The sequence below is a fragment of the Mycobacterium sp. genome (assembly GCF_019247635.1).
Taxonomy (GTDB): Bacteria; Actinomycetota; Actinomycetes; order Mycobacteriales; family Mycobacteriaceae; genus Mycobacterium.
Genome location: NZ_JAFBAR010000107.1, coordinates 34,765 through 57,518, shown reverse-complemented (window position 1 = coordinate 57,518; position 22,754 = coordinate 34,765). Strand labels below are relative to the sequence as shown.

Genomic DNA, 22,754 nt, shown 5'->3' with positions numbered 1-22,754 from the left:
CCGTTGACTCTGCGTCCAGGGTGGAGAAGTTCGAGTAGACCCCGCCGTCAGCGCAGAGCCAACGCCACGCCCGGCGGGATAGGCCCGCCGCGCAGGCGCACTAGGGCGTTTTGAGGAAGATGTCGTTGAGCGTGGCGGTCCGCAGGTTGCGCGACCGGATGACGTCGATGAGTTGCGGGTAGACGTGCGTGACGGGCAGGTGGTTGAGGTGTCCGATAACGATGGCCTGGGGGGTGAAGTACTCGTTGGCCATCTTCACAATGTAGTCCTCGGTGATCAACGTCGAGTCCGACAGCGATCCCGACCACAGCACCGGGACGGTATAGCCGAGGTCGGCGGCCACCGCATCGACGGTCGCGTTGTGCTTTGCGTAGGGGGGCCGCCAGTACGGTTTCGCGCCGATGCCGTAGGTCTTCTTCAGGAACTCGTCGTTGCGCGCCAGCTGCTGGGCGATGTCGGTCTTCGACAGCGTCGTCAAATCCGGATGTGACCAGGTGTGGTTGCCGAGCTGGATCTGCCCGGAGTCCACCAGTGGCCGCAGCAACGCGAGGTTGTCGGTCCAGGAGTTGTAGGTCCCGTTGACGAAATACGTCAGCCGCACGCCGGTGTCTTTGGCGAACTGTGTGTAGGCCCGCACCACCTCGCTGTTGACGCCGTCGTCGACGGTCAGCGCGAGCAGATCGCCCTGACCGGGGATCTTCATCAGGGCCCCACCGCCGGGCAGCGGGATGCGGGCGCTCTGCGGCAGCGGAGGGAGCATGGCGGATGGGGCCGTGGGCCCGGACGTCGGGATGGCGGCGGTAGGCGTCTGGGCGAATGTCCGCGGTTGCGGGTCGACCACCACTCGGGCCAATCCCACACCGGCGACTACCGCCGCGGCCAGGCCACCGAGGAAGCGACGACGGTTCAGTTCGGACCCGGCAGGATCCCGTCTGCGGGAGGGAGCGGCGTGGCGTCCACGAGACGAACCCGCGGACGGGGTTCCCCTGTTGATAGGTGACGCGGCCACGACAGCGAACCGTACCATGAGCAGCCACGATATGCCGGATGCCCCTGCGTAGCCTGGGTCTCGGTTAGGTAACGGCGGACGGGACCGGACCAGAAACCGGATCAGTGCGGTGTGCCGCCGCCGCGCTGCGGCAACGGCACGGGCTCGGTGTTGGGTGTGCGCACCGCCGCGGCCAGCCACGGCAGCGACGCGGCGAACGCCCGGCCCGCGAACGGCCAGTCGTGCTTGCCCGGGTGACTGGCCACCGCGCAGCTGATGCCATTGGCGGTGGCCAGATCGCACAACGAGTGGGCGGCGGCGTTTTCGCGTTCCAGGGCCGCGGGCGGCTCCGCACCGGCAACGGGTGAGGGACCGGCCGCCTGGGCGACGTTGCGAGGACCAGTGGCTGCTACCACATCGAACCATCCCGATACCCCGGCATAGTGACCATGCCGGGTGATGACGCCGATTGGGTCGAAAGCGGCCCAAGCGGCGGGGTTGCCCCCGAACAGCCGCGCGATGGTTTGGTCCTTGGTGCCCAGGTTGGGCCGCAGATCGCCAGCGATATCGACGAACGCGCCGAAGAGGTCCGGGTGCATGACGGTCAGGTCGACGGCGCACGTGCCGCCCATCGACCATCCAGCCACGCCCCAATTGGCCCGCTCAGCGCTGATCCCGAAGTTGGAGACCATGAAGGGCACGACGTCTTTGGTCAGGTGATCGGCGGCGTTGCCGCGGCTTCCGTTGACGCACTCGGTGTCGTTGTCGAATGCGCCGGTGGCGTCGACGAAGACCAGCGCCGGGGCATAGCCCTGATGACCAGCGGCGAAAGCGTCGACGGTGTCCACGGCGTCGCCGGCTCGCAGCCAGTCGGCGGGGGTGTTGATAGCGGCGCCGATCATCATCACCGCCGGCAGCCGCGGCGGTGGATTGGAGGAGAACCACGCCGGAGGCAGATACACCAGCTCCTGGCGGTGCGGAAATCCCGAGGCACCCGCGTCGATCGTCACCGGCACCACGACGCCCGTCGTGGGCCTGGTCCCGGCGAGCTGCATGGCGGTGACCGTCAGACGATCCGTCTGGTGCGGCAGCGGGCCGGCGGTGAGCTGGTTCCACGCGGCGTGCACGGTGGGGAAGTAACCGACCCAAAGGTTCAAGGCCAGCGCCGCGCACAGCCCGCACAGGGGCACCGACAACACGGCCAGACCGCGGCGCCACCAGTGGGCGCGTGGCCAACCCAGCGGGACCACGGCGATCGCAAGGCCGCTCATCGCTAGCCACAGCCACAGCGACGCCGGCGCGGGGTCTCCGGCCACCCCCACCGAGGCGATGTACCAGTACGAGAGCGATGTCACCGCGGCCGCGACGGCCAGCGCCACGGGCAGAGCAAACCCGCGCCAGCGCCGCCGGCGCCAGTCAATCGCGCCGAACACCACCAATAGGGCGCACACCTGGGCCGTCGCGGGCAGCCAGCCGTGCAACAAGGACAGCTGTCCGATCAAGTGACGCAACAATGCTGCTTTCCGTTGAAAATCCGATGGCCGCGCGGATGTGGCCCCGGAACACGATAGACGGAATCGTGACTACCGCCAACGGGATCCGGCTGGGTCTCGCCGGGCCTTGTGGCCGGCTAGCTTCGTGTTGTCGCGGAACGGGGCTACCCTGGGCACCATGACTGTTACCGTCGTCGACGCCGGACCGCGACGGGTGAGCCGATCGGTTGAGGTGGCCGCGCCGGCGGCCGAGCTGTATGCGATCGTGGCCGATCCTCGCCGCCATAGCGAACTCGACGGCTCGGGCACCGTGCGCGCCAACATCGAAATGCCTTCGGAACTGGTTGTGGGATCGAAGTTTTCGACGAGGATGAAGGCATTGGGAGTGCCCTACCGCATCACCAGCACCGTGACGGCCCTCGAGCCGGGCGAATTGGTCGAATGGCGCCACCCGTTGGGCCACCGCTGGCGGTGGGAATTCGAATCGCTTTCCCCGACACGGACCCGGGTCACCGAGACCTTCGACTACAGCGATGCCGGCGCGGTGAAGAACGCGCTCGGGTATTACCACCTGATCGGTGCCACGAGGTCCAACGCGTCCGGGATCGAAGCCACGCTGGCCAAGCTGCGCGATCGCTGCGGTGCGACGTAGCTCAGGACCGATCGTCGGCGTCCCACGGGACCACGCCGGACACCCAGTGGCTCAAGCCCTCGACCTCGTCGTTGCGGTGCAGGTGGCGCGGCGGCGTCGCGAAGGTGGAATAAGGGCGGCACCGGATTACGACGCGGTTCTCCCGGTCGCACATCGCTGCGACGGCTGGGCGTGCCTCGTCGTCGAGAGGTTGACCGGACATCCGGCCGGCCACAGCCATCATCACGTCGATGGCCAGTTCCCGGTCGCGCTCCATCGTCGCATCGGTATAGACCTGCAGGTAGCTGAAGGGCCACCGCTCGTCGAGGACGCACAGGCTGACCTTGCCGTCGCGTTCGACGATACGGGCTTTGCCGCGCCCGGCCATCGTGGCTACCAACAATTCGTCGTCATCGGTCGGGATGTAGTAAACGATCGACATTGCCGGGCCGTCGTTGCGGCGACGGTAGCCGTACACGCAGGTGCGATGCGTACGCACGAATTCGCGCCGCTCGGAGGGGAGCATGTCGCGATCGGTGGGGGCCGTGAACGGCTCGGCAGACAACGGCAGGAGCATAGCGAAACATCCTTGGTTAACCGGGGACGTTGATCCTATGCCTAACGATGCTGCTGGACAACGGGTTTCCACCGGCCGTAGCCGCACGCAGCTTCGCCGCCCTGTCCCGTTGGTTCGCGGTCGGGCTGCGGCTCATCCTCGCCGGGTTTGGAGACCAGCTTTCGCCGAGCGTGACGCCGCTGCGAAGATCCGCCGGCGATTTTTTCGCAATGGCGTTACGGCCGTGGTCCCACCGTGGGTAATCGGGCACGCTGTTCGCACACCTATCCCGTTGCTAGGATCAACCGATCGATTACGGAGTCGGGGATGGCTTGACCGAGACTGTTCGACTGACATTGAACGTCGATGCGTTGCGCCAGAAATACGCCGAAGAGCGGGCACGGCGCCTGCACCCGGATGGGATCGCGCAGTATGTGGAGATCGCCGGCGAGTTTGCGCGCTTCGCCGAGGATCCTTGGGCGGACAAGGATTTCACGCGCGAGCCACTCACCGACGAGGTCGAGGTGGCGATCGTCGGCGCGGGCTTCGGTGGATTGTTGACCGGCGCCCGGCTGCGTGAGCGCGGTGTCGAGAGCATCCGGCTGATCGACCGCGCCGCCGATGTGGGCGGCACCTGGTATTGGAACCGATACCCGGGTATCGCGTGCGACGTTGAGTCGTATGTGTACTTTCCGCTGCTGGAAGAACTCGGTTACGTGCCCACTGAGAAGTACGCCAAGGGTGCCGAGATCTTTGCGCATTGCCGGCGCATCGCCGAGCGTTACGACCTGTACCGCGAGTCGTGCCTGCAGACCGATGTGCATGAGATTCGCTGGGACGCCGAGGATTCCCGCTGGATCATCCGCACCGACCGGGGTGATGAGATGCGCGCGAGGTTCGTGTCGATGGCCAACGGGTATCAGGCCAAACCCAAGCTACCCGGCATCCCGGGGCTCGGTTCGTTTGCCGGCAAGACGTTTCACACCAGCCGGTGGGACTACGAGTACACCGGCCAGAACCTGGAGAACCTGAGCGGTAAGCGCGTCGGCATCATTGGCACCGGCGCGACAGCGGTCCAGTGCGTGCCGCGGCTGGCCGCGGCGGTGAGGGAGCTCTTTGTGTTTCAGCGCACGCCCTCCTCGGTGGATGTGCGCGCCAATCGGCCGACAGATCCGCAGTGGGCCAATACATTACAGCCGGGTTGGCAGCGTGAGCGCATCCAGAACTTCCAGATCCTCACCGCCGGCGGGCAGGCGGACCAGGATCTGGTAGCCGACGCCTGGACCAGCATCACACGCAAGCTTCCCGTCATGCGGCATGACGGTGACGGTACGGCCAACCCCGAGGAGCGAACGCGCACAATCGAACTCGCTGATTTTGCCAAGATGGAGGAGATCCGGGCCCGGGTCGAGGGGATCGTCACCGACCCCGCCACGGCCGAGGCACTCAAACCGTGGTACGGCTACTTCTGCAAGCGGCCCTGTTTCCATGACGAGTACTTGCAGACATTCAACCGCGACAACGTCATGCTGGTCGACACCCGTGGGCGGGGAGTGGAGCGCATCACCGAGTCCGGGGTCGTCGTCGACGGGACGGCTTACGAGCTCGACTGCCTGCTCTTCGCGACGGGTTTCGAGGTGGGCACCGACTACTGCCGTCGTGCCGGGTTCGAGCTGATCGGGCGCCACGGCGTCACCCTGACCGAGCAGTGGCGTGATGGCGTGCGAACCTTTCAGGGCTTGTGCGCCAATGGGTTTCCGAACTGCTTCATCGAGAGCATTGCGCAGGCGGGGTTGACGGTGAACTTTCCGTACCTGTTGGACGTCCAGGCCACCCACGCCGCGTGGATCATCGCCTGGGCACTGGAGCGCGGCGTCACCGAAATCGAGGCATCGTCGGAAGCCGAGGCCGCCTGGGTCGACACCGTCGTGCAGCGCTCCGCCGTGAGCGCCGAGCGGGCCAAGACATGCACCCCCGGCTACTACAACCGGGAGGGAAAGGCGGACGCGAAGACGCGGCAGGGCAGCTTCTTCTTCGGCGCCCCCACCGAGTACGCCGACATCTTGGAGGCTTGGCGGGCCGCGGGCGATATGGCGGGATTCAATGTTCGCGGTGGCGGGGGTGGTCCGTGAAGTACCTCGTCGGTCGGCTCAGAGCGACCACCCGGCGTCGCCCCTCGCCAAAGGTGGCGATCGTCGGCGCCGGCTTCGGAGGTCTGGGTGCGGCGGTCGCGCTGCGCCGGGCCGGCGTCGACGACCTGATCATCGTCGAGGCCGACGAGGGCGTCGGAGGAACCTGGCGACGCAACACCTATCCCGGAGCGGCCTGCGACATCCAGAGCCACCTGTACTCGTTTTCGTTCGCCCTCAACAAGTCCTGGACCCGCACCTACGCGCGGCAGCCTGAAATCCTGGCCTATCTGGAGTCGGTGGCCGACGATTTCGATCTGCGCCGGCACCTCATGCTCGGCACCCGGCTGCGCACGGCGCGCTGGAACGACGACACCTGGCAGTGGGACCTACAACTGCATCGCGGCGACGAAAACGTCACGCTGGCAGCAGATGTCGTTGTCTGCGCGGCCGGCTTGTTCGGCGCGCCGAAGCTACCCGACATCGCCGGCCTCATCGATTTCAGCGGGATCCTGATGCACACCGCGCACTGGGATGGCCGCGCCGATCTCACGGGTAGGCACGTCGCGGTGATCGGCACCGGGGCCAGCGGGGTGCAGGTTGTCCCCGAATTGGCGAAGATTGCCGAGCACGTCACGGTGTTCCAACGCACCCCGCCGTGGATGGTGCCCAAGGACGACCGCCCGTACAGCGCAACCGAATTAGCGCGATTTCGAAACAACCCGGTGGCAATGCGCCGGGCCCGCTGGCAGATCTGGAAGTTCCAGCACGACAACACCGCGACGATAGCTGACGACCCGGTGGTCGCCGCCCGCAGTCAGATCGCGACCTCGTTTCTGGAGCGCACCGTGGCCGACGACGCGCTGCGGCGCGCGCTGACACCGGACTATCCGTTCCGCTGCAAGCGGGTGCTGCTCGGTGACGAGTATTACCGGGCCCTGCAGCAAAAGAACGTCGAACTCATCGCCGACCCCATCGGCCGAATCACCCAGACCGCCGTCGTCACCGCCACCGGTGCAGTCGTCGACGTCGACGCGATTGTGCTGGCCACCGGATTTGAGACGTCGCAGTACCTGTCGGGCATCGAGATCCTCGGCGCCGGCGGGGAGTCATTGCACGAGCGCTGGGGGGACGACCCGAGCGCCTACCTGGGGGTGGCCGTCGCGGGATTCCCGAACTTCTTCATGCTCTACGGTCCCAACACCAACCAGGGGGGCAACTCGATCGTGTACATCCTTGAGGCCGGTGCGCGACTGGTGGCCAGCGCCGTGAGTCGGGTGGCGCGCCACGGTGGATACCTCGATGTGCGCGCGGAGGTGGAAAGGCGGTACAACGACGGGCTTTCCGAAGTCCTGGACCGCAGCATCTGGACCCGGTGCGACAGCTATTTCCGCTCACCCTCCGGCCGCATTGTCACCCAATGGCCCTATACCGAGCTGGAATACGCGCGGCGCACCTGGCGGCTGCGGCGGCGGGAGTGGATGCACCGCACCGGCTCGGCTCCGGGAAGCCGACTGGCTGGGGCGAGGTCGAACCGCTCCGCGTCGCCGGTGTAAGTGGGTCAGTCCGTCGATGACCTTTCGACCCACTGAATTCTCAATCAGACCGCACGCCAACGGAACTCGGTGCGAGACGACAGAAGGGGAACACACGATGCCTGACGAACAGCCGGGGCCTGACGAGAAACGCGGGGACGCCCTGCTATCCGATGCTCTGACCACCAAGGGCACTGCCTTCACCCACGACGAACGCCGCAGATACGGCCTATTAGGTCTGCTGCCGACCGCGGTGAAAACACTGGAAGAACAAGTCGAGCATTGCTGGCACGAGTTTTCCACGCGCCGCGACGATCTCGACAAACACATCTATCTACGCGCGTTGCAGGACCGCAACGAAACCCTCTTCTACCGCGTGCTACGTGACCACATCCCGGAAACCATGCCGATTGTTTACACCCCCACCGTCGGTGAGGCCTGCCAGCGTTTCAGCGGGATCTACCGGCGCCCGCGTGGATTGTTCGTTTCCTATCCCGATCGCGACCGCCTTGACGAAGTGCTGCGCAACCGGCCCCGGCGTGAGGTCGACGTGATTGTGGTGACCGACGGGCAGCGGATCCTCGGCCTGGGCGATCAGGGCATCGGCGGCATGGGTATCCCGATCGGAAAGCTTTCGCTGTACACCCTTATCGGTGGCATCGACCCCGCGCGCACTCTTCCGATCGTGCTCGATGTGGGCACCGACAACGTCGAACTCCTCGACGACCCGCAGTACCTCGGCTGGCGCCACCGCCGGATCGACGACGAGGATTACCACGCGTTCATCGACGAGTTCGTGGCCTCGGTGCACCAGGAACTGCCCAACGTGCTGCTGCAGTGGGAGGACTTTGCAACCGTGCACGCACAGCCGATTCTGGCCCGTTACCGCGACAAGCTGCTCACCTTCAATGACGACATCCAGGGCACCGCCGCCGTCACGCTCGGCGCACTGCAGGGCGCGGCCAAAGTGGCCGGGCGCCCGCTGTCGCAGCAACAGGTCGTCATGCTCGGCGCCGGCTCAGCCGGCATCGGCGTCCTGGACATGATCCGACGCGAAATGGTGACGGAGGGACTAACCGAGGAGGCCGCCCTGGAGCGGATCTGGGTTGTCGACGTGCTCGGTTTGCTCACCGACGACCGCGCCGATCTCTCGGCGGCCCAACGGGAATTCGCCCAACCCGCCGCATGCGTGCGGACCTGGGACCTGTCCGGGCCCGCCCAACTGGCCGACGTCGTGCACCACGTGGACGTGGGCGTCCTGCTCGGGCTGTCCACCGCGGCGGGCGCCTTTACCGAGGACATCGTGCGCGAGCTTGCCGGCAAGACCGAACGGCCGATCATCTTCCCGCTGTCCAACCCGACGAGTCACGCCGAGGCGCATCCCGCCGAATTGGACCACTGGACCGACGGGCGCGCGCTTATCGCCACGGGCTCACCATTCGCGCCGTTGCGCCGAAATGGTGTGGAACGGCCGGTAGCCCAATGCAACAACGTCTACATCTTTCCCGCGATGGGACTCGCCGTGACCGCCGCACAGGCGACCCGAGTCACCGACGAGATGATGCGGGTTGCCGCGGCGACGCTGGGCGATGCGTCGCCCGCCCTCGCCGACCCCGACCAGCCATTGCTGCCCGCATGGTCAGACGTGCCCGGCGTCGCGGTGCGCATCGCCCAAGCCGTCGCCGCGCAGGCCGTGGCCGACGGCGTCGCCCCGAGCCGCAGCAACGACGAACTCGCCCACCGGATCGCGCAGGTGCGCTGGACCCCCGAATATCCGCCAACAGCCGCCTGAGCGGGACCGACCGGCGTTGGCGACACCGTCCCGTGCTCGCACCCCGGAGGCTTAACCGCGCCCGCAGGGCACCCGTAGTTAATCTCAGACTGATTCCCACCGCTGCCAACAGGTGTCTGGATCGTTAACATCATTGGAAATATCGGGCGGCCGGCGTGAGTCGGTGCAGTGAAAGGGCAGGTGTGGTGACGCTGCGACCACGCCGCCTGCGCATTCCCTGGTTGAACGTCATTGGCGTTGTCGCCGTCGTCTTCGCCGCGACAGCGGTCGTCGTCAAGAACAGTCCCGACCAGCGGTCCGATCAGATCCTCAACGTGTCCTACGACCCGACGCGCGAGTTGTACTCGACGCTGGACAAGGCCTTCATCACCCAATACCGGGCGCAAACCGGGATCAGCGTAAACGTCAAGCAGTCCCATGGTGGCTCGGGCCGACAAACCCGCGACGTGATCGACGGCGCTCAGAAAGCGGACGTGGTGTCGCTGGCGTTGATCAGCGACATCGACGCGCTACGCAAGCGCGGGCTGGTTGCCTCCGACTGGCAACGGCGGCTGCCGAACAATTCGGTGCCCTACACGTCGACCATCGTCTTCGTCGTCCGTAAGGGCAATCCCAAGGCCATCCACGACTGGCCCGACCTGATCAACAGCGGCGTCGCCGTCGTGTCCCCCAATCCGCGCACCTCCGGCAACGGCCAGCTCAGCGTCCTGGCCGGGTGGGGTTCGGTCACCACCCGCGGCGGCAGTCCGGCCCAGGCGGCGGACTACGTGCGCACCTTGCTGCGGCACGTCGTAGTCTCCGACGCCGGCGCCCGTGGCGCGTCCACGAGCTTCGCCGTGGAGAAGATTGGCGATGTGCAGCTGGCGTGGGAGAACGAAGCGCTGCGCGAGGTCGCCGCCAACAAGGACGAGCTCGAGATCGTCCGCCCGCCGGTCAGCATCCTGGCCGAGCCGGCGGTGGCCTGGGTGGATGCGAACGTCCGTGATCCGAAGACGGCCGCCTATTCCAAGGCTTATCTCGAGTACTTGTTCACCGACGCCGCGCAAGAGGTGATAGCACAAAGCGGCTACCGGCCGATCAAGCCGGACATTCTGGCAAGGCACGCCGACCGGCTGCCAGCCCTGGTGCTCTTTCCGGTGACAGCCATCGCCGCCGGCTGGACCGACGCGCGAGAAAAGTTCTTCGGCGACAACGGAATCCTCGACACGCTGTCGGCGCCGGTCGCCTAGCAGAAAGACTGAACCAACGTGGGGCTTGCTCTGAATTACGACTGGGTCAAAGGCCGCAGCGACGTCATCGCCGGCCTTACGGTCGCGGCCGTCTCGTTCCCTCAGGCGATGGCGTACGCCCTGATCGCCGGCGTGGATCCCAAGTTCGGGGTTTACTCGGCGATCGTGGTGACCGCGGTCGCCTCGATCTTCGGGTCGTCCTCGCACCTGATCAACGGACCGACAAGCGCCATTTCACTGCTCGTCTTCGGCGCCCTGGCCTTCGTCGACTCGGAGAACACCACCGAACTCTTCCAGGCGCTTTTTCTGCTCGGTGCCCTGGTCGGCGGGTTCCAGATCCTGATCAGCCTGTTCAAGCTCGGCAATCTGACCCGCTACATTTCCGAGGCCGTCATCATCGGCTTCATGGCGGCGGCGGCCTTGCTGCTGGCCGTGGGCCAGGTGGGCAAGGCGCTGGGTGTGCGCGACAAGGGCGACGGCCACATGCAGGTGCTACACCGTTTCTGGCTCACCGTGTTTCACGGCGATGTGCTCAGCTACCGCGCCGTGACGCTCAGTGTCACGGCCGTGCTGCTCGCGATCGTGCTGCGCAAACTCGTGCAGCAATTCCGCTGGCCGCAGATCGACATGCTTGCCGTGCTGGTCATCACCACGCTGATCGCCTATGTCGCGGGCTGGTCGATTCCCGGTGCCGGCGGCCGCACGGCGGTGTCGGTGGCCGGCAAGGTTCCGCGCAGCCTGCCCGGTCCCGAGATACCGGAGGTGCACGCCGGCTGGCTGCCCCATCTGTCGGTGGGCGCGCTGGCCATCGCCTTTGTCGGCATCATCGAGGCCCTCTCGATCGCCAAAGCCATCGCGCACGAGACCCGACAGCGGATCGACTACAACCGGCAGATCATGGCCGAAGGTCTGGCCAACCTGACGGGCGGTTTCTTCCAGTGCCTGCCGGGCTCGGGCTCGCTGTCGCGATCGGCGATCAACTACCAGTCCGGTGGGGCAACGCGGTTCTCCGGGATCGTCTCGGCCGCGACGGTCGCCGCGGCGCTGCTGCTCTTTGCGCCGCTGCTGCGGTACGTTCCCCAGCCGGCGCTCGCGGGACTGTTGCTGGTCACCGCCGCGCGCCTGGTCGACTTCAAGCGGTTGGTCTACACGCTTAAAGCGTCTCGCTACGACGCGGGTTTGGTGCTCGTCACGGCGTTTACCGGCGTCGCGATCGATCTCGACAAAGCGGTCCTGCTCGGTGTCATCCTGTCCATCCTGCTGTTCGTGCCGCGCGCGGCGAAGCTCAAAGCGAAAGAACTCATCGTCACGCCCGAACGCGTTGTCCGCGAACGCGTTCCGGGGGATGTGGCGGACCCGTCAATCATCATCTACGACCTGGAAGGCGAGCTGTTCTTCGGAGCCGCACCGGAATTGGAGCGTTACCTCGCGGCGATCACTCAGCGCCTAGAGGTCGACGACCCTAAGTTCGTCGTGTTGCGACTCAAACGGGTGCGCCATCCCGACGTCGTCTGTATCGAGCGTATCGAGCAGTTCCTGCGTTCTGCGACCGCGCGCGGCTCGACCATCCTGCTGGCCGGGGTGCGCCCGGATTTGCTTGTGGTCGCCCGCAATGTCGGCTTCCAGGATTGGTTCCCGCCAGAGCACATCTTTCCTGAGGAGGACGTGGAGTACTCGGCGACGCTCAAGGCGGTGCGCTATGCACACACCGAGCTTGCCGCCCAGGAACCCAAGCCGGGCACCGGCGAAGACGCCCCGGACCTGTACTACCTGGTCTGATACGTCACGGCAGTTCGTCCGCGTCATGTGGGGGACCGCCATGACGGAGGGCGGTACCGACGAACGGCGCCCCGATGGTGGCGATCAAGTGGCGGCGGTTGATGACGAGTCCGATGATGGCCACCGCCGCGTAGGTACCGCACAGCACCAGCCGCCCTTCGGTCGACGTTATCGGGAACTGCACGACGAACAACCCCAGCAGCGCCCAGGCGGCGGACCGGCCGAAGCGCAGGGAGAGGATCAGCGCTACGCCCATCATGGTCTGGGTAGCCGTCAGCAGAACCTCTTCGACCTGGCGGGAGTCCAGCACCAGGGCGAAATCACCGCCGCCGAGTAGATGCGCCAGCGGCAAAGACCCGATCAGCAGCGTCCACTGGTTGACCTTGGACGAGATCAGCGTGGCGATGGCGGCGGTGCCCTTGCCGCGGGAGGCGAAGATGGTCGCGATGATGAATTCGGGGGCTTCGGAGGCCAGCGGGGCCAGCCACTGCACCAGCAGGAATCGGTTGATGCCCAGCTCCGTGCCGGCAGCGACAAGATTGTCCGCAAATGGCTTGGCGCACAGCAGGATCACCACGCCGGACGCTACGAACAGACCGACGACGGCAAGACGCCGGGAGCGCTTCCTGAGGTTCCCGATGGCCGCGGCGGTGCCGACCAACTCGGGCTCTTCCACATCGCCTTGGCTGATCTTGTAGAGGTAGAAAGCGAACCAGGCGAGCAACGCCAATCCCAGCGCGAAATGGATCTGGCCGGTCGCCGGTATCGAGAACGCGACCACACCGGCGATCAGCAGGAAGCCCAGCTCCACCCGGTTGGCGGGTTCCAGAGCCAGACCGGAGGACTTGGCGTTGCCCAGCCTGCGCGCGACCACAATGCTGACCAGGACCACGACCGGCCAGCCCAACCCCATCAACAGGCGGTTGGAACCGGTCATGTTGGCGGCCGCGTACTGCGTGTAGTCCGCGTTGTGCCCGGACACAAAGGCGTAGTAGAGGTCGACGGCGTATTCGGGTAGCACCGCCACGACGGCGAGGACGGCGATCGCAAGGCCACCCGCGACATCTATCTGGGCGGCTTCGGCGGCCCAGGCCAACAGGAAGCTCGCCGCTACCACAGCCGCCCCGTAGATCAGGAGGGCGGCGACCGGGTCGGAATGCAGGCCACAGATGCGGGCCACGATCGCGGGGACGATGAAAGCGGCTGTGATCAGCGCGGAGCGGGTCAGGGTGCGTCGCCCCGAGCGGGATGGCGTCGAGGACGAGACCTTGGGCGCGTCCGTGGCGAGCATCGTCATCCTTCGGTTTGCCAGGTGAGCAGGTCGGCCAACTATCCGCCCAACCTACCTTCGCAGTCGCGGTCCAGCAACCTCACATCTTTCCCAATCCGGCCCGCCCGAGGGCCGATATTGGCTGGTAGGGATGGCCAACTCTAAAAGTTAGACCGTCCTAATCTTTAACTTTGGCAAACCACTGCAGCCGGATGAGCGGCACGGTGGACCATTGGGTTCGACCGAATTTCGGCTAGCGTCGAGGCGTGTTGAAGCAACCGTGGAACATCAATATCCACTACGACGCGTTACTGGATTCGCACGTGCCACCAGGTGCCCGCCGCGTTCTCGACGTCGGTTGTGGCGATGGCTTTTTGGCGGCCCGACTGGCTCCGCGGGTGCCGGACGTCGTCGCGCTGGACATCGATGCACCCGTCCTTCAGCGGGCGCAGGCTCGGTTCCCCGACGCACCGGTTCAGTGGCTGGATGGCGACATCATGACCACCGAACTGCCACCGGCGGGCTTCGACGCGGTGGTCTCTAATGCCGCGCTGCACCACCTGCCCGACACGGATGTCACGCTGCGGCGACTCGCAAGTCTGGTCGCGCCCGGAGGGACGCTTGCCGTGGTCACCTTTGTCCGCCCGTCGTTGCGAAATGCACTGTGGCACCTCAGAACCTGGGTGGCACGTGGCGTGATCATCCGGATCAAGGGCAAGTGGCAGCACACGGCTCCCATCAAGTGGCCGCCGTCGGACACGGTGCGACAACTGCGGTCGCACGTAGGCCATGCGCTTCCCGGCGCCGGTGTCCGCTTGCTGCCTTACGGCCGCGTCTTGATCACGTGGCGCGCACCCGGCTAATCCTGGCCCATCGTCGGCCGCCGCGGCCTGCGTCACCCAAGCCGTCGGACGCGCCCGCGACGAGCGCCCATGGTCCGCCCCTGCGCTGACTCCGCGAGCCGCTCGGGTACGGTCCGAGCCGACAGATGTTCCTATGGAGGTGGCCGTGGCCCGCGACGTTCTGGTGGTGATCGGTGGCGGCGGGATGGGGCAGGCCATCGCTCGCCGGCTGGGATCGGGCAAGACGGTCCTGGTGGCTGACAACAATGAGCTGACCCTGCAGGCGTTGACCGCGACGCTGGTCGCCGAGGGGCACCAGGTTGAGGCACGGTGTGTCGATATCACCTCAGCGGATTCCGTCGGTACCTTATCGGCCGAAGCGGCCGCTCTGGGCCCGGTCACCCAGGTGGCCCACACCGCCGGCCTGTCGCTGTCGCAGGCCTCGGCCGAAGCGATCCTGGCGGTCGACCTGCTCGGCGTCGCCCTGGTGCTGGACGCGTTCGCCACGGTGATTGCCCCGGGCGGGGCGGGAGTTGTCATCGCCAGCATGGCCGGACACCTCGTCCCGGCACTGAGCGCCGAACGGGCAAAGGTACTTGCGCACACGCCGGCCGCCGAGCTGCTCGGACTGCCCTTCGTCAGCCGTGCAGCAGTCGGCGAACCCGGGATCGCCTACGCGATTGCCAAGCAGGCCAACCACGTTCGGGTGCGTGCGGCCAGCTGCGTGTGGGGCCGCCGCGACGCGCGAATCAATTCGATCAGTCCCGGCATTATTTCCACGCCGATGGGCCAGCAAGAACTTGCCTCTCCGGTTGGAGACGGGATGCGGTCAATGATCGCGGCTTCAGCGGCGCGCCGCCTTGGCACGCCCGACGACATCGCTGCCGCGGCCGCGTTTCTACTCGGCCCTGAATCGGGTTTCATCACCGGCACCGACGTGCTCGTCGACGGCGGAGTCACCGCCGCATTGGTGATCGGACCGCCTGCGAAGGCGTGAAAGATGCCCCGGCGAGACTGGCTGTCCCGCCGGCACTTTCACAACTGAAACGTTGATTTCTCCCAGAGGAGGGACTGTACTTTTTGTCCGCCTCTGAGCGACAGGGGTCGTCGATAATCGGGCAGTCTCAGGCTGTACTTGGGACGCAAACACCTTGCCAGTCAAGCACTTCCAGCACTTCAGTGATTCCGCCCGGCGCGTGGTCGCATTCATGGAAGCGTCCTTCATAGTCGCTGGTAGCCGGGCAAAAAGTGTATCGAGTCCTGGCTGGGTACAGACGTGCCGGTTGTGACTTGGCCACCGGCCGACATCGATTGAGGCAACCCCACGCCGCAGCGGTGGCGCGCTGGTGCGAACAGCCGCCGTGGCGGCCGCACTCAGACCGCGGCCAACGCCGCGAGGGTTTGCGCGGCCGGCCTGGCCGCGGCGTGCCGGTAACCCGTTCCGGCCCAAAGGTTGACGACCTCGGGGTCGTTGGCGGCGGCGCCCGCCTTGCGTAGCGGACTGGTCAGGTAGTGCACGGCCGGGTAACCCGTCGGCGCCAAGGCCGAATAGCGCTCAGTGAATTCGTTGCGCAACCCCCGGGCCGGGCGACCGGTGAAGGCGCGGGTGACAACGGTTCCCCGTGGGTGAGAATCGGTGAGGCCGACACGGTGTGCAGACGAGGCCCCGCTTTCCGGGGACAACAGCAGCGCCGTGCCGACCGCCACCGCTGTGGCCCCGGCGGCCAGCGCGGCGGCAACGTCCGCGGGAGCCGCGATGCCGCCGCCTCCGATCATGGGAAGCCTGGTGGCTCCGGCAATCTCGCTCAGCAACTGCGGCAGCGGTATCTCGGCGGGGATGTGCTCGGGGGTCAGCGTGCCGGAATGCCCGCCCGCGGCCGAGGCCTGCACGATCAACAGCTCTGCGCCACTTTCAGCGGCCAGTCGCGCCTCGTCGGCCGAGGTTACGGTTTGCGCCACCACGCTGCCGGCCTTGCGCAGGGCGCTGAACACCGACGGGTCGGGGACGCCAAAGGTGAAGCTCACGACCGGCACCGGATTGCTGAGCAACAGATCGATCTTCTCGGGCCAGTGGTCATCGTGCTCGGTGCGGGGCACCGTGCTCAAGTCGAGTCCATAGCGGTTGGCCTCCGCCTGAATGGCCTGCCGGTATGTCTGGTAGGCACCCTCGTCGATGGGCACCGGGTTCGGCGCGAACAGGTTGACGCCGAAGGTCACCTGCGCGCCGCGCACCGCTTGGATCTCGGTGGCCAACGCGTCGGGCGTCTTGTAGCCGCCGGCCAAAAAGCCCATGCTGCCGGCAGCCGCAGCCGCGATGACCAGCTGCGGTGTCCCGGGCCCGCCCGCCATCGGGGCGGCCAGCACGGGCGACGTCACTCCCAGAGCGCCTATCGAGCTGTGCATCGTGCTGCCCCTTTCGTTGTTGCGGGCATGGTGCCTGATCAATTTAGTCAATCCCGAGCGGTGGGTGCCCTCCGCGGACTCGCGCGCGACAGGTCCTGGACGCACGCTGGTGGCCCCGCTTGACTACAGGCAAACAGGTACAGAAGGGCGACAGGTCATGACGGATACCTATGTTGTGGACCATCTTGCCCGCTTCACGGTCGATGCCACGCAGGCGGACCTCGCCGAGCGGCCGCGGGCGTTGCTGAAGCGCAACGTCCTTGACAGCATCGCCTGTGCGGTGGGAGCGCTGGACGGTGAGCTGATTCCCGCGATCCGCTCGCACACAGTGGAATTCAGCAGCCGACCGTCCGCTACGCTCGTCGGGGGTGGGCGGGTGTCGGTGGACCAGGCGGCGTTCTTCAACGCGGTGCTCGTGCGATACCCCGATCTGCTGGACACCTATCTGACGGTGGGCGGCCTGTGTCATCCCGCCGACAACTTCGGTGCGATCCTCGCCGTCGCGGAGCACGTCGACGCCAGCGGAGCAGATTTCCTGCTGGCCCTCGCTGTTGCCTACGAGATCCAATGCCGGTTCAGCGCCCAGGTTCCGGTGATGGCGCGTGGACTCAATCACGCACTGCAGCTGGCGATGTCGGCTGCGGCCGGCTCCGCAAAGCTGCTGGGGCTGGGTGTCGACCGGACCGCTGACGCCATTGCGGTCTGCGCGACCGACAACGTCTCCCTCGCAACCGTGCACGCCGAACCGGTGTCCACCTGGAAAGGCATCTCGCCCGCCAGCACCGGGATGCGCGCGGTGTACGCGACTATGCTGGCCGGACGCGGCATCACCGGACCTAAGTCGTTGTTCGAAGGTCCGCATGGCCTGACCCAGCTCTTCGACCAGCCGATCGATTTGCACACCTTCGACCGCCGACTGGCCGCCGTCGAACATACTTACCTCAAGCAGTATTGTTCGCTGATCCACGGGCAGGTCATCATCGACGCCGTGTTGGCAATCCGTGGCACCAATAGCCTGCGGGGCGAGGACGTCGAACGGGTGACCCTCGAAGTCTTCCAGGGCGCTTACGACTTTGCGGGCGGAGGAGCCTACGGCAACAAGGACCGCCCGTGGACGAAGGAACAGGCCGACTACAACCTCAAATACCTCACCGCGGTAGCGTTGCTCGACGGTGCGGTGGGACCGGAACAGCTTGAGACTGAACGGGTTCGGGGTGCCGACGTCCAGGACCTGCTGGCCCGCGTCGAAGTCGAGCCGGACGCAGTTCTGACGGCGGACTATCCACACCGGACCGCGGCTAGGGTGCATGTGGCCACCCGCGACGGGCGTGAATTCAGCTGCGAGGAATCAGATTACGAGGGATCGCCGACCCGGCCGATGTCATGGGACCGCGTCGTGGAGAAGTTCCACTGGCTGGCCGAACCGTTTTGCGGTACCGACCTGCGTAACGACATCATCGCAGCGGTCGAGCACATCGAGGAGATCCCCGTCGCTGAACTCGCCGCGCTGCTCGGCGCCGTGTCACCGGATGCCGAGCGTCCACGCGGCAGGCTGCGGCTGTGAACGCGTGTCGCCTTGCGTGATTTGCTGCCCGCGTTGAATGATCGCAAGGTGGCCAAGCGCGAAAATCGCGGCATCAACCGGTGGGAGCTCGTTAGTTGCGCGCTCGGAGGACACGTCACCTACGCGCCGGATGACAAGGCGCTCGCCGGGCGGTTGAGCGGCGAAACCGGGCTAGGTGAAGTGTGGCGTTGCCTTCGTTGCGGCGAATTCACCCTGGGCGCCCCGCACGGTCGAGGCGCCGCCGAGGATGCGCCGATGATCTTGCGCGGCAAGGCTTTACGCCAGTCCATCATCGTCCGAGCGCTCGGTGCCGAACGGTTGGTGCGGGCTGTGGTGATCGGACTGGCCGCGTGGGCGGTGTGGAAGTTTCGTGGTGCGCGCGGGGCCATCCAGGCCACCCTGGACCGCGACCTGCCGATCTTCCGCGCCGCCGGCTTCAAGGTCGACCAGATGACCGCGATACACGAACTGGAAAAGGCGCTGGCCACCAAGCCGGCCACGCTTACCCTGATAACTCTGATGCTCGCGGGCTATGCGCTGCTGGAGGTGGTCGAAGGCGTCGGCCTGTGGCTGCTGAAGCGCTGGGGCGAATATTTCGCCGTCATCGCCACGTCGGTATTTCTGCCGCTGGAGATCCACGACCTGCTCAAGGGCATCACGATGACCCGCTTGGTGACCTTCAGTATCAACATCGCCGCGGTGGTCTATCTGCTGATATCCAAACGGTTGTTCGGCCTGCGCGGCGGCCGTAAGGCGTACGACGCGGAGCGGCACGGTGAGCAACTTCTCGACGTGGAACGCGCCGCCATGACGGACGCCTGAGGGGCTGGGAGGTTTCAGGGACCGCTGTCTGGACCGGCCCCTGGCGGTCCTGCCGCTGAGCTCCCACCACGATCCCACCCTCGAGATGGGCATGTTTGGATTGGGACATGGCTGACACGGAACCCGACCGCATCGTGAGCGCCACCCGCGTGATCTCGGCGCGTGCGGACAGAATTTTCGAACTGATCGCCGACCCGTCCCGGCAACCCAGCTGGGACGGCAACGGCAACCTCGCCTCCGCCGCCCCGGGGCAGCGCGTGCGGGGGGTCGGCGACATTTTCAAAACGACGTTGACCAACGGCGATGTGCGGGAGAACCACGTGGTGGAGTTCATCGAAGGCAGCAAAATTGCCTGGCGCCCAGCCGAACCCCGGAAACAGCCGCCCGGCCATCTGTGGCGCTGGGAGCTCTCGCCGGTGAACCCCACACTGACCACGGTGACCCACACCTACGACTGGACCGCGCTGACCGACTCCACCCGGTTGGCTCGGGCTCGCGCGACGACGGCCGAGATGCTGCGCGCCTCGATGGATCGGCTGGCCGGGCTAGCACAGGCGTCCGAGGCGGACAGCCAGGGCTAGTACGGTCAACTCATGCCCCTTCCCTCTCCCGCGAACGACCGAGCTGCCGTCGTCACCGGTGCCTCGTCCGGCATCGGCGAAGAATTCGCGCAGATCCTTGCCCGGCGCGGCTACCAGGTTGTCCTAGTGGCCCGCAGCGCCGACCGCCTCGACGAGATCGCCGGACGGCTGGGAGCCCAGGCTCATCCGTTACCCGCCGACCTGTCCGACCGCACCGCCCGGGCGGGCCTGCTCGATCGCATCGCCGAGCTCGGCCTGACCCCGGACATCCTGATCAACAACGCCGGCCTTTCCACGCTTGGGCTCGTCGCGAAATCGGTTCCAGAGCAAGAACTCAACCTCGTCGAGGTTGATGTGGCCGCCGTTGTCGACCTGTGTAGCAGGTTCCTGCCGGGGATGGTCGACCGCCATCGGGGCGCGGTGCTCAACGTGGCCTCGATCGCCGCGTTCGGCCCGCTGCCGGGTCAAGCGGCGTACGGTGCCGCCAAGGCGTTCGTGTTGTCCTACACCCACAGCCTGCGCGGGGAACTTCGTGGCACCGGGGTCAGCGTGACGGCGCTGTGCCCGGGTCCGGTGGACACCGGCTTCAGCGACGCTGCCGGGTTCACCAAAGAGGAGGCCGACGCGGCGTTGCCGCGGGTCATGTGGCTTCCCGCGGATCAGGTGGCGCAGGCCGGGATCGACGGTCTGGCCGCCGGTAAGGCGGTCGTAGTACCCGGGCGGGTCAACCGGGTCGCTTCGGCGTTCTTCCGGGTCGCGCCGCCCGAGCTGATGTTGCCGCTGCTGAGCCGCAATCACCCTGCTATGAAGCGCGGGTAGGGGTGCTCCGCCAAGTACCTTTGCCGGGCTAGCCGCGCTTGGCGCGGATCCACTGGATAGTGCCCAGGTTCTTGGTACGCACGCTGGCAAAACCGTTGTCTTCCAGGATGTCGGCGATCTCGTCCTCGGTGAAGACGTGAGCCCCCACGTTCGGCAATTTCTGCCACAACCGGGCCGCGGCCCCGACCGACGGGACCATCACGGCCAGCCGGCCGCCCGGCCGCAGCACCCGACCCATCTCGGCCAGCGCGGCGGCGGGGTCCGGGACCAGCTGCAGCACGGCTAGCGAGGTCACCGCATCAACGGTGTTGTCCCGCAACGGGAGTCGTTGAGCATCGGCCCGCAGGAAGGCCACCTGCGGCCCGGCCTGAGCGCGCACCGCGCGGGCCAACATCGGCAGTGAGATGTCCACCCCCAGAGCAAGTCCATCCGGGCCCGCGGCACGCGCCAGCGACGCGGTGACGTTGCCCGGTCCGGAGCCGACGTCGAGCGCGATTCCCCCGGATGGGATGTTCAACCAGTCGGTGGGTTGTTGCCATGCGGCCAACAGCCTGCGTGCGATGGTTTGGGCGGTGTCGTAGAGCATCGAGCCGATCGGCGACGCCCACGCCGCCTGGATCGGACCGGTGTTTTTCGGCACGGCGTCGTCGGCGGGTCCATCGCCTAACAGATCGAGATAGCCCTTGCTGACGTCAGGTTTCGCCGGCGGGTCCGCGAGCAGGTGCAGCGCTCGTTGCAGCGCCAAAGGCAACGCGGCGTTCGCTTCGGTCATGGGTTTCCTTCGCTCAATTACCAAGCTGTGCAGGCGATTATCTTCGATGCGCGAAAAGCGAACCGCCCCCTGCTGGCAGCGTACGCCCCGTTCAACGGGGCTGGTTACCGTCGGACGGGCGCACGCTCTGGGACCAGCGCGTAGAGCCGCCAGCGGCCGGGCACGCCCTTGAGTGCGGTTTCGCCATGCTCGGCGAACCGATGCCACGATCCGGTGACGATGTCGCGCACGGTCGAAGACACCAGCACCTCGCCCGCGCCCGCCTGCGCGGCCACCCGCGCTCCGATGTGGACGGCCATGCCCGCGACGTCAGCGCCGCGCACCTCCACCTCGCCCGCGTGAATACCGACCCGGACTTCGATGCCGAGCACCCTTACCGCGTCGACGATTTCGTCAGCGCAGGCCAGCGCGGCACTGGGGCTGCTGAACGTCGCGACAAACCCGTCGCCGGCGGTGTTGACCTCGCGTCCCCCGAATCGCTGCAGTTCGTGGCGCACGACCGTGTCATGGTTGTCCAGCAGGTCACGCCACCGCCCGTCGCCCAGCAGGGCGGCCCGCTCGGTCGAGCCGACGATGTCGGTGAACACGATCGTGGTGAGCAGGCGCTCGGTGTCCGAACCGCCGCGCATCCCGGTGATGAACTCTTCGATCTCGTCGATCATCGGCGCGGTGTTGCCGACCCAGTACAGCGTGTCGCGGCCCGGGAGTTCGACGTAGCGCGATCCGGCGATGTGCTCACCGAGATAATGACCGTGCGCGACCGGCGTGAAGCCCGAGTCGACGCGATGCAGGATCAGCGTCGGCGCGGTGATGCGCGGCAGGCTGTCGCGCACGTCGGCTTGCCGGATGGTCTTGATCATCGCGACGGCCATGCTCGGCGAGGCGGCGCGGTTGCCGGCCATGTCCCACCAGGCGCGGAACGCGGCGTCATGGGCGACGCTGGGAGCAATGATGCCGAGCATGTCGAAGCCCTGGTCGACAGCGTCGGGGTCGATGGCGACCGTGGTAAAGGGGTCGGTGGTCTCGACCGTGGCGCCCATCGGGTAGTCCGGGGCATACAGTGTGCGGGCCGCGCCGTTGATAATGACCAGGCTGCTCACGCGCTCGGGGTAGTCAGCGGCGAGAACCATCCCGGTCATCGAGGTGAATCCCGGGGCCACAATGGTCGCCCGCTCACAGTCGATCGCATTCATGACCGCGATGACGTCTTTAGCCCACAACTTCGGGCCGAGCATGTCGGCTGAGGAAACGCGCGACGACAGGCCCATCCCGCGCTGGTCGAGCCGGATCACTCGGGCGAAGGACGCCAGCCGTCGGTGGAACCGGTACATCGAGGGCTCGGCGTCGATGGTGTCGATGGGGATTGACGGCCCGGGCAGCAGGACGAGGTCGGTCGGGCCATCGCCAAACACTTGATAGGCGATGTCGGTCTCGCCGCAACTGGCGTATCGGGTCCGCGGAGCCAGCACCACGGATCCAGGCTAGACCAGGGGTCTGACAGCGGGCTGGCCAACGATTTGATTCTGCGCTCTGGGTGAGATTGTTCGAG

General features: G+C 66.5%; 19 protein-coding genes. 12 read left to right on the top strand and 7 right to left on the bottom strand.

The features are described 5' to 3' along the window. Positions 1-100: 100 nt before the first annotated feature. Both JO236_RS18245 and JO236_RS18240 read right to left on the bottom strand, forming a co-directional pair. Entirely contained in the window at positions 101-910 is an 810-nt protein-coding gene (locus tag JO236_RS18245; protein WP_293333615.1) for a polysaccharide deacetylase family protein, read from the bottom strand. Positions 911-1,110: 200 nt separating this feature from the next. Further along, a complete protein-coding gene (locus JO236_RS18240) occupies positions 1,111-2,499 on the bottom strand; it encodes an alpha/beta hydrolase (RefSeq protein ID WP_293333535.1) in 1,389 nt (462 codons plus the stop codon). A gap of 160 nt (positions 2,500-2,659) precedes the next feature. On the opposite strand from JO236_RS18240, the gene JO236_RS18235 reads away from it, so the two are divergent. After that, entirely contained in the window at positions 2,660-3,133 is a 474-nt protein-coding gene (locus tag JO236_RS18235) for an SRPBCC family protein (RefSeq protein ID WP_293333532.1), read from the top strand. Between the two features lies 1 nt (position 3,134). Here the strand turns inward: JO236_RS18235 and JO236_RS18230 are convergent, their stop codons facing one another. Continuing rightward, positions 3,135-3,689: a pyridoxamine 5'-phosphate oxidase family protein gene (locus JO236_RS18230; protein ID WP_293333529.1), complete on the bottom strand. Its 555-nt coding sequence runs from the start codon at positions 3,687-3,689 to the stop codon at positions 3,135-3,137. Positions 3,690-4,000: 311 nt separating this feature from the next. Between JO236_RS18230 and JO236_RS18225 the strand changes: the two genes are divergently transcribed. From JO236_RS18225 to JO236_RS18205, 5 genes are all read left to right on the top strand, one after another. Then, positions 4,001-5,800: a flavin-containing monooxygenase gene (locus tag JO236_RS18225; RefSeq protein WP_293333526.1), complete on the top strand. Its 1,800-nt coding sequence runs from the start codon at positions 4,001-4,003 to the stop codon at positions 5,798-5,800. Beyond that, a complete protein-coding gene (locus JO236_RS18220) occupies positions 5,797-7,353 on the top strand; it encodes an NAD(P)/FAD-dependent oxidoreductase (RefSeq protein WP_323802175.1) in 1,557 nt (518 codons plus the stop codon). The genes JO236_RS18225 and JO236_RS18220 overlap by 4 nt, the downstream gene beginning before the upstream one ends. 97 nt (positions 7,354-7,450) lie before the next feature. Continuing rightward, positions 7,451-9,124 (top strand): NAD-dependent malic enzyme, encoded by a 1,674-nt coding sequence (locus JO236_RS18215; protein ID WP_293333523.1) that lies wholly within the window; start codon positions 7,451-7,453, stop codon positions 9,122-9,124. Between the two features lie 155 nt (positions 9,125-9,279). Beyond that, a complete protein-coding gene (locus JO236_RS18210) occupies positions 9,280-10,353 on the top strand; it encodes a sulfate ABC transporter substrate-binding protein (RefSeq protein ID WP_416362283.1) in 1,074 nt (357 codons plus the stop codon). A gap of 18 nt (positions 10,354-10,371) precedes the next feature. After that, positions 10,372-12,132 (top strand): SulP family inorganic anion transporter, encoded by a 1,761-nt coding sequence (locus tag JO236_RS18205; protein WP_293333517.1) that lies wholly within the window; start codon positions 10,372-10,374, stop codon positions 12,130-12,132. A 4-nt stretch (positions 12,133-12,136) separates the two neighbouring features. Here JO236_RS18205 and JO236_RS18200 read toward each other — a convergent pair whose 3' ends face one another. Next, on the bottom strand, positions 12,137-13,429 hold the full coding sequence (locus tag JO236_RS18200) for a sodium:proton exchanger (RefSeq protein WP_293333514.1): 1,293 nt from the start codon (positions 13,427-13,429) through the stop codon (positions 12,137-12,139). 242 nt (positions 13,430-13,671) lie between these two features. Here JO236_RS18200 and JO236_RS18195 point away from each other — a divergent pair, with 242 nt between their 5' ends. Continuing rightward, on the top strand, positions 13,672-14,265 hold the full coding sequence (locus JO236_RS18195) for a class I SAM-dependent methyltransferase (RefSeq protein ID WP_293333610.1): 594 nt from the start codon (positions 13,672-13,674) through the stop codon (positions 14,263-14,265). Positions 14,266-14,410: 145 nt separating this feature from the next. After that, positions 14,411-15,241, top strand: coding sequence for an SDR family oxidoreductase (locus tag JO236_RS18190; RefSeq protein ID WP_293333607.1), 831 nt, complete (start codon positions 14,411-14,413; stop codon positions 15,239-15,241). A gap of 377 nt (positions 15,242-15,618) precedes the next feature. Here JO236_RS18190 and JO236_RS18185 read toward each other — a convergent pair whose 3' ends face one another. After that, positions 15,619-16,647: a nitronate monooxygenase gene (locus JO236_RS18185; RefSeq protein ID WP_293333511.1), complete on the bottom strand. Its 1,029-nt coding sequence runs from the start codon at positions 16,645-16,647 to the stop codon at positions 15,619-15,621. Between the two features lie 175 nt (positions 16,648-16,822). Here JO236_RS18185 and JO236_RS18180 point away from each other — a divergent pair, with 175 nt between their 5' ends. The 4 genes from JO236_RS18180 to JO236_RS18165 all read left to right on the top strand — a co-directional run bounded on the left by JO236_RS18180 (position 16,823) and on the right by JO236_RS18165 (position 20,433). After that, positions 16,823-18,211 (top strand): MmgE/PrpD family protein, encoded by a 1,389-nt coding sequence (locus tag JO236_RS18180; RefSeq protein WP_323802176.1) that lies wholly within the window; start codon positions 16,823-16,825, stop codon positions 18,209-18,211. A 48-nt stretch (positions 18,212-18,259) separates the two neighbouring features. After that, the gene (locus tag JO236_RS18175) at positions 18,260-19,033 is read left to right on the top strand and encodes a DUF2127 domain-containing protein (protein WP_293333505.1); all 774 of its coding nucleotides are present in this window, start codon (positions 18,260-18,262) and stop codon (positions 19,031-19,033) included. A gap of 107 nt (positions 19,034-19,140) precedes the next feature. After that, the gene (locus tag JO236_RS18170; RefSeq protein ID WP_293333502.1) at positions 19,141-19,614 is read left to right on the top strand and encodes an SRPBCC family protein; all 474 of its coding nucleotides are present in this window, start codon (positions 19,141-19,143) and stop codon (positions 19,612-19,614) included. Between the two features lie 12 nt (positions 19,615-19,626). Then, positions 19,627-20,433: an SDR family NAD(P)-dependent oxidoreductase gene (locus JO236_RS18165; RefSeq protein ID WP_293333499.1), complete on the top strand. Its 807-nt coding sequence runs from the start codon at positions 19,627-19,629 to the stop codon at positions 20,431-20,433. A 28-nt stretch (positions 20,434-20,461) separates the two neighbouring features. Here the strand turns inward: JO236_RS18165 and JO236_RS18160 are convergent, their stop codons facing one another. Then, positions 20,462-21,205 (bottom strand): methyltransferase domain-containing protein, encoded by a 744-nt coding sequence (locus JO236_RS18160; RefSeq protein ID WP_293333496.1) that lies wholly within the window; start codon positions 21,203-21,205, stop codon positions 20,462-20,464. A gap of 104 nt (positions 21,206-21,309) precedes the next feature. Continuing rightward, positions 21,310-22,677: an adenylate/guanylate cyclase domain-containing protein gene (locus JO236_RS18155; protein WP_293333493.1), complete on the bottom strand. Its 1,368-nt coding sequence runs from the start codon at positions 22,675-22,677 to the stop codon at positions 21,310-21,312. Between the last annotated feature and the right edge of the window lie 77 nt (positions 22,678-22,754).

Excerpts from the sequence above, each read along its gene's own strand:
- JO236_RS18230 (WP_293333529.1), bottom strand. The coding sequence starts at position 3,689 with ATGCTCCTGCCGTTGTCTGCCGAGCCGTTCACGGCCCCCACCGATCGC.
- JO236_RS18160 (WP_293333496.1), bottom strand. The coding sequence starts at position 21,205 with ATGACCGAAGCGAACGCCGCGTTGCCTTTGGCGCTGCAACGAGCGCTG.
- JO236_RS18165 (WP_293333499.1), top strand. The coding sequence starts at position 19,627 with ATGCCCCTTCCCTCTCCCGCGAACGACCGAGCTGCCGTCGTCACCGGT.
- JO236_RS18200 (WP_293333514.1), bottom strand. The coding sequence starts at position 13,429 with ATGACGATGCTCGCCACGGACGCGCCCAAGGTCTCGTCCTCGACGCCA.
- JO236_RS18235 (WP_293333532.1), top strand. The coding sequence starts at position 2,660 with ATGACTGTTACCGTCGTCGACGCCGGACCGCGACGGGTGAGCCGATCG.
- JO236_RS18185 (WP_293333511.1), bottom strand. The coding sequence starts at position 16,647 with ATGCACAGCTCGATAGGCGCTCTGGGAGTGACGTCGCCCGTGCTGGCC.
- JO236_RS18170 (WP_293333502.1), top strand. The coding sequence starts at position 19,141 with ATGGCTGACACGGAACCCGACCGCATCGTGAGCGCCACCCGCGTGATC.
- JO236_RS18215 (WP_293333523.1), top strand. The coding sequence starts at position 7,451 with ATGCCTGACGAACAGCCGGGGCCTGACGAGAAACGCGGGGACGCCCTG.